We start from the raw sequence: 14,648 nt of genomic DNA, 5'->3' as shown, positions 1-14,648 counted from the left end.
TATAGAGTAATGTTATTTATAAGGGCTAATACTTGATAAACTAAAGTCACTTTGCATTATTACTTCGCCATCAATGCCTTTTAATTTAAGTGAAATAGTGGGATCAATTTGCTGCCAGTCTATGCTTAAATCACCATAATTTACGTTATGGGTAAAATTCCCTACTCGGTGTTTGTTAGGGCTTACGTCTTTCCATTTTTCAGTTAAGCCAGAGCTGGTCATCTCAATTAATGGGTAATCAAGGTTTTGCTGATACTTTGATATTTCACCCCAGTGCGTATCGCCGCTGATGATCACGACCCCATTTACTTTATGCTTTTTAATTAATGCAAATAAACGGTTTCTATCTTCAGGAAAGTTTGCCCATGACTCCCAACCTGTAAAATCGGGTAAAAGCTGTAAGCTTGAGGCAATCAATTTTATTGCAGCGGGCTTTTTAAGCTCTTGTTCAAGCCATTGCCACTGGGCTTCACCTAACATGGATGCGCCCTTCACTTCACTAGGACTATATGGGCCTTGGTTATTAAGTTTGCGCTTAGTGTAGTATTCAAGCTCGCTTACATGGTTTAGCGCATCACGATTCCAACGTAAATCAGGCATTATTACTTGTATGGTTTGCTCATTTTCACCATACATGTACGAGGTATAAATTCCATCAGGGCGAGTGCGACGCACTGAGTTTACAGGTTCATCCCAAAAATTAAGCATAATTTGGCGTGATTGCTCTTTATGCGGATACTCTTTGCCTGCATCGTTTTGGCCATAATCGTGGTCATCCCACATAGCAATGATAGGCGTTTGCGCTTTCAACGTTTTAAAACCAGGCTTTGCCCCTAAACGTTGGTATTTTTCGGCAAGTACATCCATATCGTTGGTATCGCCATAAATATTGTCACCCAAAAATATAAACAAATCCCCCTGCTCTTTGTTAATTGTATTAAATATGGGTATGTTTTTATCTTGATGCCCACACGAACCAAATAGGATTTTAGATGGCGCGGCAGTAACACTTGCGCTAATAACCAAACTCAGCGCCAAGGCAGATAGGGTTAATGGTTTTAATAGGTTCGTCATTTTAAAATCTCGCTAATAGCAGGCGCCATATTTGAATTTATTTCATTTGGGTTTTGCCCAAGCGCCTTTAAAACGGTCGCCGCTATTTGCGCTTGTTTAAGCTCATTTTTAGTTTTAATTAAGCCACTACCTTTTATTGCGGGGCCAATGGCTGCAAGCCAAATATGTTCAGAGCCGACAATTCCTTCTGGGTAGGTATTTTCACCTAACTCTAGCTCAGCAAGTGCACGTTTAGAGCTGTGATGTTGCCAATCGTTGGCATTATTGCCACGGCCGTGATCAGTAGTAATAATTAGTGTGGTGTTATTTTTATAACCCGCTGTAGTTTGAATGGTTGCCCATAAGTCTTTTATAAACGCGTCACTTTGCCTTGCCGATTTAAGGTATTGATCGTAATGACCATCATGCGCAAAGTCATCGGTTTCGCCTAAACTTATCACTAACAACTTAGGCTTTTTAGCCAACATATACGCTTTAGCAAAGCGATATGTAAAACTGTCTAGTCGTACGTTATACCAAGGACTGGGGATTTCGTTTTGTAGCGCATTTAACTGTGGCGCATCTGTGAATAAATTCTCTTCAATTGTCATAAAACCTGCATTTACATACACGTTACTGCGCTTAGTATTTACAATGTATGGGAATACATCCCAACTACCAAATAAGGCTGTGCTATCTTTAAACTCAGGTAACTTATCTAAACGCTCTAAAATAGTTTTATTTGGGTTGAGCACTTTGTTATTACTATTTATATTTTCGTCAACTTCACCGGTGAGTATTTCGTTATAACCAGGGTATGAAAAATACCACGGGTTACTTACCGACATAGTAGAGCCGTTAGCTCTATCGCCAATTATAATCCCTTTTTTAGCCACTACTTGCGTTAAAAAAGGCATTAGTAATTGCTGGCGCTCATTTGCTGTTTTTGCCCAAAACTGGGTCTTTAATTGCTCTGGCTTTTTAACAAAATCAGTATTATTCATTAAGCTATTATCAGCCCCATTAAATACTTCTTGCCAGCGTACTCCATCAAGCGTTACCAGCACTACATTTTGCGCTGCTGTTGCAAAGTTACTCGCTAATACACTTAAGCTAAATAGTGTTACTTTTAAAATCGTTTTCATCGCGTTTTGCGCCCTTTGATATAATAAAGCCCATCAATGATGGGCTTTATTTTAATTCAATTACTAAAACTTAATTAAAAGTCAGCGGTAAATGTAACTGCTGCGGTGCGTGGCGCGCCAATGTAATAAGTAGCGCCGTTACCAGTACCACCTGCTAAGTAGCTTTTGTCAGTAACGTTATAAACAACAAACGATACGTCAATGGCTTTAAACGGACCTGCATCTACGTCAGTTGAATAACCTGCATTAAAATCAAGTACGGTGTAGCCGTCTACTTTATTACGCGTGCGAGTGTCTTCGTCTTGCCATGCACCTAAGCGCTCACCAGTGTATTTAGCCGATAAACCAACACGAAAGCCATCGCTAAAGTAATCGGTAGATACCACAAATAAATCTTCTGATGAATCTATTATGCTGTCGCCTTTTCTAAAGCTCGGTGCTACCTCATTACCACTTTCATCTCTTAATATTACACCCTGTGAATCGTATGCATTTGGATCATCGGATGAATACTCAGAACTGCTATTAGTATACGACGAGTACACGCTCCAGCTTGGTGTTAACATATAGCTTGCTGCAAGCTCAAGCCCATTTGAGTCAATACCCCCTACATTTACGTACGAGCCATTTGTACCAATGGTGTAATCAATGCCGTCTGTGCCACTACCAGGGGCAATAAAGGTAATGCGGTTATCAAACTTAACACTGTAAGCCGTTGCTGTAAGGGTTAATCTGTCGGCTTGGTAACGTACACCAAAGTCGATGTTGTCGGCAGTTTCTGGCTCTATGTTTGTAAGTGTTGAGCTATCTCGCTCAAGCACACCGTCTTTTATTGCTGAAAAATTCTCGCTGTAACTAGCAAATAATTCTGTGCTGTTATTTAGTTGATACAATACGCCACCGCTAAATAACACGTCTGAGTCGCTATCTACTTTATCTGATCTTTCGTTAGCAAAGTGGTCATACTTTTGTAATTCAACTAAATACTGTTTTGCACCAATATTTAATGTTAAGTCACCAAAATTAATCGAGTCTTGTAAGTACCATTTGAATGTATCGGTATCAAAAGTGTTTTTGTATTGTGTCCAGTAAGGCGTGCTATCAAAGTGATGATAAATACGCGCGTCAATTACTTTGTGCCAATCACGCGACTCGTCACGCTCGCTTTGCTCATACCAAAAGCCCGCTTCGATATCGTGATCACCAAATGTAGCTTGGTAATTTGCCGTTACACCTAAACGATCTTTGTTGTAATGCGTATGGCGGTAAGACATAACCGGCGTTGCTGTTGCATCGTAACACGCAGGATTTAAACCAGGACCCGACTCCCATGGCCAGCTCAAACTTTGCGTACAATCGGCATCTGGTGCAAGCGGGTTGCCTTCACTATCAGCAAAACCATAAGAGCCTGCATTAGTGCCACCCTCGGTTGTTGGGTCACCATTTTCATCAACAGGTGTTGTTAAATAAGGTGGGATCCAATCGCCGCGACCTGAATTTTTATGATAATAAGGGCTAACAGTTAATAATGAAGTTGGTGAAATAGCGTATTCAAATTTTAAATAGCCTAAGGTATTTTCACGAAGCGTTCCCCAACCTTCTGCAAACATTTGGTCAAAGTGCGGAACTCCCGTCCAATTCCATGTTAGCTGATCCCAATCTGGTGTTTGTTCAAACTGCTCAAGGCTTACGCTGTTATAGTTTGTCTCGCTTACATCATCGTAAGATAAACGACCAGTAAGTGTTAAATCGTCAAAATTAGATACAAACTTAAGCTCAGCGTGTTGGTTGTCTTTGCCCCCATTACTGCCTGAACCAATCCAGCGGCTTGTATCTGTTTGCGAGTAACTTACGTACGCTTGTGTGTTATTAAAAACAGTGCCTGTTTCGTGTTTAATATAATAACGCGTGGCATCGTGGCTGCCTGATGTATAAGCAAAGGTAGTGCCTTTTTCAAGGCTTGGGTCTTTACTTACAAAGTTAAATGTCCCGCCTAGTGCTTCAAGTGAAGCCGACTTAATATCAGACGTACCTTGACCTACTTCTACTGTTGCTAAATTTTCGCTCTCCAAGTAACGGTTAGCTTTAGCACCACCGCCGTAATTAGAGCCACCATTGGGAATGCCATCAACGGTCATACCTAATTGTTGTTGGTTTCCATCAATACTAAAACCACGCATAGTGATTGTAGTAGACCAATCGTCGCCACCAAATGCATCACCTTCGTTTATGCTAATCCCTGGTAAATTATCAATAACCGATAATATGCTCGATACCGAACTTTGTTGCTCAAGCATTGCAGGCTCAATAACATTGTTAGCGTAGCTCGTTGGTTTAGCAACCACGGTTACTTCTTCTATGGTGTTGTCGTTAGCATAAGTAGATGTTGATACCGCCATAGCAATAGCCATGCTCAATAGCGATTTGTTTTTTAAAGCGTACATTGTTGTCCCGTTTAGTTTTAATTATGAAATATGAAAACGAGCACAGTATGGATTTTAAACATGACAACGAGGATGAACTTTATTTACATAAAGGTTAAACAAATATGGAAGATTTATGGCGAGAATATGTACAAAAAAAGACACCCAAAGGTTTAGCTTTGGGTGCCTTAATTATTTTCTAGAACTTATTACAAATAGTAATTTATTTTAATTCAGCTAGCATTTCATCGCTGTAAGGTACTAACTCTTCACCGTTTGCAATTTTGCTAATGTAATCTGGGTTTGCGATAAGTGGGCGACCAATAGCGATTAAATCAAACTTAGCATCGTTAATTGCTTCTTTTGCTGACTCAAAAGTATAGCTGCCTACGCCTACTAATGTACCTTTGTAGCCTGCACGTAAAAATTCAGACGTCGTTTTACCTTCAAGCGACTCAAACGCTGTACTGTCGTCAAAAATACCGCCGTGTAAGTATGCTAAATCTCTCTTCTCAAGCTCTGGTAATAAGTAATCAAATACCGCTTTATCACGGTTATCTTCGCTCATATTAAAATAAGCACCCGGTGTAACACGTAAAGCAGTACGCTCATTACCTACAGCGGCGATAACTGCATCGGTTACTTCTAGTGCAAAACGCGACATATTTTCAGGCGTTTGACCGTATTCGTCGCTGCGTGTATTTGCAGCGTAATGTAAAAACTGGTCAATCAAATACCCGTTAGCACCGTGAATTTCTACCCCGTCAAAACCCGCTTCAATCGCATTTTCTGCCGCTTTTGCGTAATCAGCTACTAGACCTTTAATATCATCGGTTGTGGCTGCTTTTGGCGTAATGTAAGTAAGCTCACGCATACGAGGTACAGAGCCTTCAACGCCAATTGCCGATGGTGCCAGTACATCGCCATCAAAAAAGTGAGGATGTGCAACACGGCCAACATGCCAAAGCTGTGCAAACATTTTGCCGCCATTAGCGTGCACTGCGTCTGTTACTTTTTTCCAACCTTGAATTTGCTCACTGGTAAATAAACCCGGTGTATTTGGGTAACCTTGCGCATCTGGACGAATAATAGTTGCTTCGCTAATAATTAAACCGGTTTCGGCACGGCGAGCATAATATTCAACCATATCTTGTGTTGGCACTAAGTTATCGTCAGCCATACAACGCGTTAATGGTGCCATAAGTACGCGGTTTTTAAGCTCAATCGTATTATTTAGTTTAAACGGAGCAAGTAGATCAGTAGTCATTTTTCAATCCTTCATTAAGTATATGCTTACTACAATGTGGCCTTTTTACAAACATTCAAGCTTATTTTGAATGATCGCTCAAATTAGTTGTGACTTATACTGCTCAATATACAAATTAGATCTGCATTGCTGAAATTAAATAGCAACTTTTCAACACTCTGTCATATAACTCGATATACTTGTGTGCATATAATTGAGATATAGTAATTAAGAGTGAGCTAATTATGACAACGCCAAATTTAAGCGAAGAACAAGCAGTAATTTTAGGGCTTGGGGCAAAAAAACGCCTAGCCTATATGTTCGAAACCGTACAACAATTTAAACAAGTATGGATTTTAAACGACGATGATGGCTGCGTTATGCTTGCCAACGAAGATGACGACTGCGTACCAGTTTGGCCAACTCGCGAATTTGCAGAGGCATGGGCAACTGGCGAATGGGCTGGCTGCAGCGCTAAAGCAATTCCACTTGCTGATTGGTTTAGTCGCTGGACACCAGGCCTTGAAGAGGATGATTTACTTATTGCTGCCTTTCCTACTGAGGAAGACGACGGCACGATATTGTTTTCAGACGAGTTTGAAAAACAATTAAGAGCACCGAAGAAAAAATATTAAGGTTCAAAGCCTAAATACTCAGAGTTATTAATTTATAAACGCGGCACTTAATTTAGTGCCGCGTTTTTATTGGCAATTTCTAAAATCCAAATAAGCCTGCGTAATAGCATCTGGATTTTCTACTTGCGGATAATGCCCAAGCTCTACAAACTCTTGTACGCGCGCATTGGGAATAAGCTTTTTATAATGTTCAATCATGTGCTTACCAGAGATAGGATCTTCTGCGCCTGCTATAAACGTAAGTGGTATATTGCTGTTTATGATGGCACCAACCCAACGTTCTCGGTTTTGCTGCCTCTGCTTTATATAACTAATGAGTTTAGGCATAACGGCTAAACCATCTTTATAAATTAGCAACTCCCAAAGTGTGTCTACCACTTATTTTGAAGGCGGTGTACTTTTACTAAAAATAGTCACTAAATTATTGGCAAATTTTTGTTTATTCATTAATTTTGGCACTATCCAACCTAGCTTTGAAAGTAAAGCTTTTGTATAAATAATGGTTTATGCACCTCAGGAAATAACCCACCATTTAAAAAACACACGCTGTTTATTTTAAAGTCACTTTGGCTAACCACTTGCCTTGCTAATAACTCTTGAGCCACTGTATCGCCATAGTCATGAGCTAAAATATGTACGTCATTAATATTTAACGTTTTTAAAAATTGGGTATATAAGTCGGCTTGTTCGGTAATTTTATAAGTAGCGTTTATTGGTTTATCTGACAAACCAAAACCTAGCATATCGAGCGTAATTACAAAATAATGTTCACTAAGCGTTTGCCACATACCTTCCCAATCCCAGCTAGCACTTGGAAAGCCATGTATTAAAAGCAGCGCAGGCTTAGTTATATCACCAGCTATTTTTGTAAATATTTGATGGCCAGAAATATGAGTGAATTGGCCCTGCGATTGCCACTGTTGAAGAGAAAACATATATTAGCTTTATTTTTATTATCTATTTGTTAGTTTTATCATAGTGGTAATTAATAAAGGAAATAAAACCAATGTATAAATTTTCATTGGCTTATTAAACGTTATTTTAAAATTTAATAGTGTAATCTACATAAACTCGGTGGTCGGCTCTGTCGCCTTTAACACCATCAACGCTGCCTGATTTTTCGGTTGTATAATCTACAAATAACCAGCGCAAACTTAAGCCTTTTATTTTCTCAACTTTATAGCGCGTATCTACAGCCCAATATTTTTCATCAGCTGTGCCAGCTAACTTACCCAGCGCAGAGTTTTCAGCATCGCTACCGCTTGTGTAGTAAAACTTTGTTGTTAAACCTGGCGATACTGCTTTTAAATCAATGCCAAAACGTGCCTGCCACGTTGCCTCGTTTTGATTTGTTAAATCGGCACCAATCAATGAGCGAGTTGGAAATGGGTTTGTACCATGATCGCCACTAAAGTTATCTTCAATCCAAGCATCACTTACCTTAGTAAATGCCACACCTACACTCCAAATATCTTTTTTCCAATCAGCATCTAAGTAATAGGCAAATCCATCGTTTTCACTTTTAGTTAAACCTGTTAATGCGCCAGTTGCATCTTCATCATCTAAATCGCCGCCCTCTGCGCCTGTTACAAATAAATCACCATCATCTTGTGAGGTAAATATGCCAGTTGAAAGGGTTAACTTACTTTGCTCAAGTTTAATGTCGTAACTAATTTTTAATCCCATTTTACTTAGATAATTGTGGGAATTTAAATATTCAGCCTCTAATGTTATGTCGTCTTTTTTATGCGTAGCACCTACGCCCCAAATTACGCTAATGGCGCCAGGTGCCGATTGATCGGTAGAAAAGTCTTCCCATCTTTCATCATGTCGACGGCTCCATTTATCGTATACGTAACCATATAATTTAGTGTTGCCAATTTTGTAATCGCCAAAAACGCCTCTAAAAGTATTAGGAATAGCACGGCTGCCTGAGCTTTTTAAAAGCATACTTTTGGTTTTTTGCCCACCTACTTTAACGTGACCGTTTTTGCCCAATTTAAAATCTAAAAAATATTGACCAAATTTAGAAAAGCTATCGTCTACTCCGCCACTCTCATTACCTGCTGGTAAAATATTACCTGCGGCTGAACCTGTAGAGTTAATATTCATTACTGTGTAAGTCGATACACCCACACTCAATAAATCGTTTATATAACCCGATGTGTAATTGAGCTCTATACCTTGAGCAAAAGTTGAATCGTCACTTGCGTCGTTATCGTAGTCACGGTCGAAATAAATTGATCTAAGTTTTATATTAAATTCATCTTGTTCTGTCAGCCCATGAACAGCAGCATACGAAGGAATAGAAATGCATGTTAATACTGCGCCTGTTGCCGCAAGTAATTTAGATACTCGGTGAGCCATAGTTATCTCCGTTACCTTGTTTTTTAAGTTTTTACTGTGCAGCGCATAGGGATGTGTATGCTTTTTGACCTACACGGCAAACATGTCATAAGGTAATTACATTTCAAGTAATTACCTTTCTTTCATGCTAATAAATATAGAACAATATAAATTTATAATGTTTTAATTTTTATATTATAAAATAGTAAGAGTTTGTTTTATTTCGGATGAATTGTAAAAATTGGTAAAGATCACCTCTTGCTCACTCGTATCTAAGTCGCTAATTTTATTTAAAAAAGCCTCATAATATTAATTAAATTTTACTTGATTTAAACTTACCTAAGTAAAGTTATGAGCAGCTGATTTCTTCTAAAAATCAATAGGCACAAAAACCAGCGCCTTTTGCTACTACTTTTGTTGGTATCTATAAAGTGATGCAGAATTTATAAATTATTATATTTATATGTATTTTAATTTTATCTTGAGGCTTAAAATCAACTTTTTAGACTCCCCCTACTCTAAACCTCTATAAAATATATACATTCCAATTAATAACAAAGTTGTGTCTTGAATAATAGGTGCTATATTTATCACGTTATTAAAATAGAAACACACTTACTGCGACTCATGAAAAAGGATTAATTAATGATTCAAGCACGACCGGTTAATAAAGGGTTATTAATCTCACTGCTTCCTCACGTCATTTTATTAGTTGCGGGCATTATACTTACCTACTTTGCTCATATTAAACACCAAGAAGCCATAAAAAATAAAATAAACAATGCGCTTGATAACCGCCTATCATCGCTTTCTACAGGTATTAACAGTAGGCTCGATTTGTATCAATATGGGCTATTTGGTTTAAAGGGCTTTGTACATGGGATAGGTGCAAATAACTTAAACTATCAAGCCATAACTAACTACTCTGGGAGCCGTAACTACGCTAAAGAATTCCCTGGAGCTAATGGTATTGGTTATATAAAAAAAGTTAGCGTTGAGCAATTAAATAAATTTTTAAATGATGCAAAAAACGATAGACCCGATCAGACATTTAATTTGAATACACTCGTAGCGACTAGTGATGAGCATTTTATAATTCAATATATTTTTCCTGAGCAAAAAAACTTACAAGCAATTGGATTAGATATTGGATCTGAGAGCATGCGCAAACAGGCAGCACTAAATGCTGCCATAAATAATACAACCCAATTAACGGCGCCACTGACTTTAGTACAAGCGAATAAACTCTCACAACAAGGCTTTTTAATATTAGTGCCAATATATAAAACCATTATTATTTCTGATAATAAAAAACAGCGCCTTAATGAGCTTTTAGGTTGGGCATATTCGCCGTTGTTAATTGATAAAATTTTAGACTCACTTTCACACCTTGATGAAAATCAACTAACGATAAGTGATATCAATAACAATACTGAGACTGATTTTTTTAGTTATGGCATAAAAAGCAAAACTAACGATTATCAATTAACTAAAATTATAAAATTAATGGGTAGAACGTGGAAAATTACCATTGATGCCTCAGACGCCTTTATTTATAACCTTCATCTCCCTAGTCGGTATCAAGCCATTGTTAATGGCTCTTTCGCCACTATTGGCTGTATGTTTGTAGTTTTTTTAATGCAATTGTTTATTTTTAGAAGAAACCAAAGAATTAAGAGAAAAACACTTCAGGCTAAAAAAAATAAACTCGCATTGCAGCAAGCAAACTTAAAACTAGAAAGCGAAGTTAAACAACGTACGCAAGAAATAGCCGATATGAGCATGCTCCAACAAAGTATTTTAAACAGTGCTAGTTATTCAATTATAGCGACCGACACAAACGGCTTAATCACTCTATTTAATCCTGCCTCTGAAAAGTTATTAGGCTACAAAGCGCAAGATGTTATTGGCATTAAAAACCCTGGCATATTTCATTTAAAAGAAGAAATTATAAAAAAGGCTAAACTACTTAGTGCTGAATTAAATAAACCTGTCACCCCTGGTTTTGAAGTATTTATCTTAAAAGCAACAGCAACAGAGCCAGATATTAATCAATGGACATACATTTCTTCTACAGGCGAGCAAATACAAGTTAATTTAAGTGTCACCTCGTTGTTAAATAACGAAGGAGACACCGTTGGCTACTTAGGCATTGCTTACGATTTAACAGAACAAATTGACCACGAGCAAGCCCTTGGTCACTCAAAAGAACTTGCTGAGCAAGCATCGCAAGCAAAGTCTGAGTTTTTAGCAAATATGAGCCACGAAATACGAACCCCGATGAACGGTATACTTGGCACATTACAACTATTACAAGAACAACCGCTTAATGAAAAATCAAAAGAGTATTTAAAAAAATCACTGTATTCAACTCGAGCACTCACCACCATTATTAACGATATTCTTGATTTTTCTAAAATTGAGGCTGGCAAGCTCTCATTAGAGCATAAGCCTTTTGACTTTTTTGAACTTATTCATCACTTAGATTCAGACCTAGGTGTGCAAGCGACAGATAAAAACATTTACCTTAAATTTGTGATTGATATAGAGCACAAGCATTGGGTGGGCGACCCAGTTAGACTCAGACAGGTATTTTTAAACTTAATATCTAACGCGATTAAGTTTACATCTCAAGGTGGCGTTACAGTAACGTTTAGGCTAACCGACGAAAAAAAAATATGTTGTTGTATATCAGACACCGGAATTGGAATCTCTGAGCAAGCAATTGATCGATTGTTTGAGCGCTTTGAACAAGCTGAGCAATCAACCACGCGTGAATATGGTGGTACGGGCCTTGGCTTACCCATCACTAAATCATTAATAGGCCTTATGAATGGCGAAATTAAAGTAACAAGCCAGTTAGGTTCAGGGAGTCAGTTTTATGTGTACTTACCATTAAAACAAGCGCAGGTGGATGACAGCACATTAACAACCAAAAATATTGAGCTTCCTGACCTATCTGGAAAAATTATTTTATTAGCTGAAGATAATAAAATAAATCAGCTTGTTGCAGCTGCGATGCTTGAACCCACTAAAGCCACCATTATTATTGCCAACAATGGTTTAGAAGCGATTTCATTATACGAGTTACACAAACCAGACATTATTTTTATGGACATTCAAATGCCAAAAATGGATGGTCTTCAGGCATGTAAAAAAATTAAGGCGCTTAATAGCGAACAAATTGTTATTGCATTAACTGCTAATGTTTTTACAGAACAAAAAGAAATATACAGGCAGCTATTTGATGGTTACGTTTCAAAACCAATCGAAAAACATGAACTTGTCGGCATGTTATCGACACTTTGCTTAGTAAATAATTAGTCATTCTGAGGGCATTAAAAAACCCAGTTATTGTTACCTTTCGATATTAATAACTGGGCTCTAAGAATAATGGGGGAGAGGGATTCATAGAAAACCAATAAACCATTGTTTATAAAAAATAATACCTTTAAAAATAAAACAAAGGAATACTAATAGGTATACTAAAAGCTATTTATCTTTAAAAATAACCATGACTGCCACAAAATTCTGAACACCCTCAACGCCCTCGCTGAGCTTGCTCTACCCTTCCCAAGCATCTAATAACCTAGTAACCTTAGCATCTATAGATGATATGTCTTCCTTCATAGCTTTAATCTCACTGATATCATCAAAAGTTCTCTTTTTAAGTTCGTATTGCTCTTGCACTTTTGTATCTTTAGAAATCAACTTAGGATTTTTCCTAGCGTAATTTATTAGCTTTTCAATATATTTAGATTGGGATATTTCATCCGCATCACTAAGCGCCTTTAGTTTATCACGCGCTGATCTAGACACCTCCAGCTGAAGTTTACACACTTTATTAGATGTATTTTTTAAGCCTCTTTCATAGCTTTTCCATGCTTTATAGAGCTTATCAAGGTTAACTTTTTGACTATCTTGATTATCACTTATACGTTTTATTTCATCTCTAATAAAGCTATCTAATGTGGCATCTGGAAATTTAAAATAATTACTGTAACTGTCATAGCGGCATGCTAGCCAGTTACGCAAGTCTTCGTTATCTTCCTTGACCCAAGTCAAAATTTTCTTGTTATAAATCCAACCTGTCATTAGTTCTTCCTTGTGTTTGGTGTTTGTAGATTTCATCCAAGACAATAATTTAATACCTATTAGTTAGCAAATATTTCTTTGAATTTTTGCATTTCAATTAGATTCTAACTTACGCATTAATTAGCGTTTAAATACAGTACCAGTTAGTGACTTACTTTAACTCCAATTAAACACTAATTAGATGTTTTATTTATTCAATAAAATAACACCCTGTTATTGTGTTTATTCAAATGTTTTGCTCTACTACTAGGTATCAACATCCCAAATAGAAGCAGTCAAATGAATGAGTTTTTTAGTTTAACAACTAATTTATCTCCACATACAAAGTGGATATTAATCCGCTTAATTACAGGGAGAATAATTGGAGACGAAGTATCTAAAAATGACTTAATCAAATTAGGGTGTCCACACAATAAATTTAAAAAAGTGCTAGAAGAGCTACAAGAAATTAATGCAATATCAAAACTCGGATCTGAGCATTTTAAGCGTGGAAGACCAACACTTTCATATAGTTTTATCTACGATAAACCCAACGATGTTAGTAAATTAATATCTAGCGAAATGCTGGCAAAGCTCGAGAAATTTAAACTAAGGGTGCCTGTTAGATTAGTATGGTCTTTCTTTGCATTAAACCAAGATGAACATGGGTACATAGAAGGCTTTACAATGGCAAGTATAGCTAAAGCATGTAGGTTAGAATCGCCTCAGCTAAAAACGGCTATAAAGCTACTTAAAAATGGAAACTTAATAAGCCAGCCAGTAACAGGATGTACGATCAAAAAATATCACAGTTTAAAGCCAAAAGTAAGAAAAGGCTTAGTTGGTAGTGAAGCTAATAATTTAAAACGTAGTTCTGTATTTAAAATAAAAAAAGGCAATAAAGCATCTAATATATACCTGATGGTTATCCCTTTAATAATCTCACAAATTAAGAATAAAAAACCTAATTTATACACAGCGGTATTTTTACCATTATTACTCGATTCACCTCATAGAAGAGAATCTCTTTTTATGGAGTTACTTCGTCTTGAAAATAAGTGGTTAGATAGTGATACCAAGCAAAAAGATGAAATTCAATTTTTGAAACAACAGCCGACTCAAGTTTTCGATTACTTCGACGATGTTCTATTCAGGTTAGCTTCTTACGGTTTATTACGCTTACTGAATAAGACGGGACATGTACTTAAGCCTATTTCAGAAGAAGATGCTTTCAATCAGATTTTAAGTCCTGCAAACTTTGAGTTCATGGCAGCTATTCATGGCCGTTTAACCTCTGTGCTAATAGGAAGTTTCGCGAACCTACTCATTCATTATATTTTATTCAACTTATATCAGAATAAATGTGATAGCACCCTCCCTACTATCCCTAGCAAACAAGAATACTTATCATGGGTAACTAGCTTGGGTTGTACAGATAAAAATATAGATATAGAACTCATAAAAACCCCGACTAAAGCTGTATATCCAGATATAAGTTCAATTGAAAATTTAGTTATCTCTTCTAGTATCGACTTTAGTGATAAAGTTAATATTACCAATATGGACGTAGATTTTAGAGACCCAAAATCCAATTTAGAATCTGGTCAACACCCCGTATTTCAATGCGCCCCTGATTCCTTTGAACACTTTTATAGAGCAGTCATAACTTCAGAGCGATTATAAACACGTTAAACAGCACCCCAGTAGCACATTATTAAAAATAGGT

General features: G+C 37.1%; 9 protein-coding genes and 1 pseudogene. 3 read left to right on the top strand and 7 right to left on the bottom strand.

From position 1 onward, the window contains the following. Nucleotides 1-12 precede the first annotated feature (12 nt). The 4 genes from H5126_RS13830 to H5126_RS13815 all read right to left on the bottom strand — a co-directional run bounded on the left by H5126_RS13830 (nucleotide 13) and on the right by H5126_RS13815 (nucleotide 5,888). Entirely contained in the window at nucleotides 13-1,074 is a 1,062-nt protein-coding gene (locus tag H5126_RS13830; protein WP_182721293.1) for an alkaline phosphatase D family protein, read from the bottom strand. After that, nucleotides 1,071-2,198 (bottom strand): alkaline phosphatase family protein, encoded by a 1,128-nt coding sequence (locus tag H5126_RS13825; RefSeq protein WP_182721294.1) that lies wholly within the window; start codon nucleotides 2,196-2,198, stop codon nucleotides 1,071-1,073. Before H5126_RS13825 ends, H5126_RS13830 begins: the two co-directional genes overlap by 4 nt. A gap of 74 nt (nucleotides 2,199-2,272) precedes the next feature. Beyond that, on the bottom strand, nucleotides 2,273-4,642 hold the full coding sequence (locus H5126_RS13820; RefSeq protein ID WP_182721295.1) for a TonB-dependent receptor domain-containing protein: 2,370 nt from the start codon (nucleotides 4,640-4,642) through the stop codon (nucleotides 2,273-2,275). 202 nt (nucleotides 4,643-4,844) lie between these two features. Then, nucleotides 4,845-5,888, bottom strand: a complete 1,044-nt coding sequence (locus tag H5126_RS13815) for an alkene reductase (RefSeq protein WP_182721296.1) — start codon at nucleotides 5,886-5,888, stop codon at nucleotides 4,845-4,847. Nucleotides 5,889-6,112: 224 nt separating this feature from the next. Between H5126_RS13815 and H5126_RS13810 the strand changes: the two genes are divergently transcribed. Then, complete coding sequence (locus H5126_RS13810) at nucleotides 6,113-6,502, top strand: DUF2750 domain-containing protein (RefSeq protein ID WP_024595957.1); 390 nt, start codon at nucleotides 6,113-6,115, stop codon at nucleotides 6,500-6,502. A 66-nt stretch (nucleotides 6,503-6,568) separates the two neighbouring features. Here the strand turns inward: H5126_RS13810 and H5126_RS13805 are convergent. After that, nucleotides 6,569-7,437: pseudogene (locus H5126_RS13805) on the bottom strand (alpha/beta fold hydrolase). A gap of 106 nt (nucleotides 7,438-7,543) precedes the next feature. After that, nucleotides 7,544-8,869 carry an OprD family outer membrane porin gene (locus H5126_RS13800; protein ID WP_182721297.1) on the bottom strand — a complete coding sequence of 442 codons (1,326 nt, stop codon included), beginning with the start codon at nucleotides 8,867-8,869 and terminating at the stop codon, nucleotides 7,544-7,546. Between the two features lie 624 nt (nucleotides 8,870-9,493). Between H5126_RS13800 and H5126_RS13795 the strand changes: the two genes are divergently transcribed. After that, entirely contained in the window at nucleotides 9,494-12,172 is a 2,679-nt protein-coding gene (locus tag H5126_RS13795) for a CHASE domain-containing protein (protein ID WP_182721298.1), read from the top strand. Nucleotides 12,173-12,412: 240 nt separating this feature from the next. Here the strand turns inward: H5126_RS13795 and H5126_RS13790 are convergent, their stop codons facing one another. Then, nucleotides 12,413-12,943, bottom strand: a complete 531-nt coding sequence (locus H5126_RS13790; protein ID WP_182721299.1) for a hypothetical protein — start codon at nucleotides 12,941-12,943, stop codon at nucleotides 12,413-12,415. Between the two features lie 279 nt (nucleotides 12,944-13,222). On the opposite strand from H5126_RS13790, the gene H5126_RS13785 reads away from it, so the two are divergent. Continuing rightward, entirely contained in the window at nucleotides 13,223-14,605 is a 1,383-nt protein-coding gene (locus H5126_RS13785) for a hypothetical protein (protein WP_182721300.1), read from the top strand. The last annotated feature ends 43 nt before the right edge of the window (nucleotides 14,606-14,648 follow it).

Origin of the sequence: Pseudoalteromonas sp. SG45-3, assembly GCF_014164075.1 — a bacterium.
GTDB classification, from domain to species: Bacteria; Pseudomonadota; Gammaproteobacteria; order Enterobacterales; family Alteromonadaceae; genus Pseudoalteromonas; species Pseudoalteromonas distincta.
The sequence above is the reverse complement of the archived record's forward strand: the minus strand, read 5'-3'. Positions and strand labels throughout refer to the sequence as shown.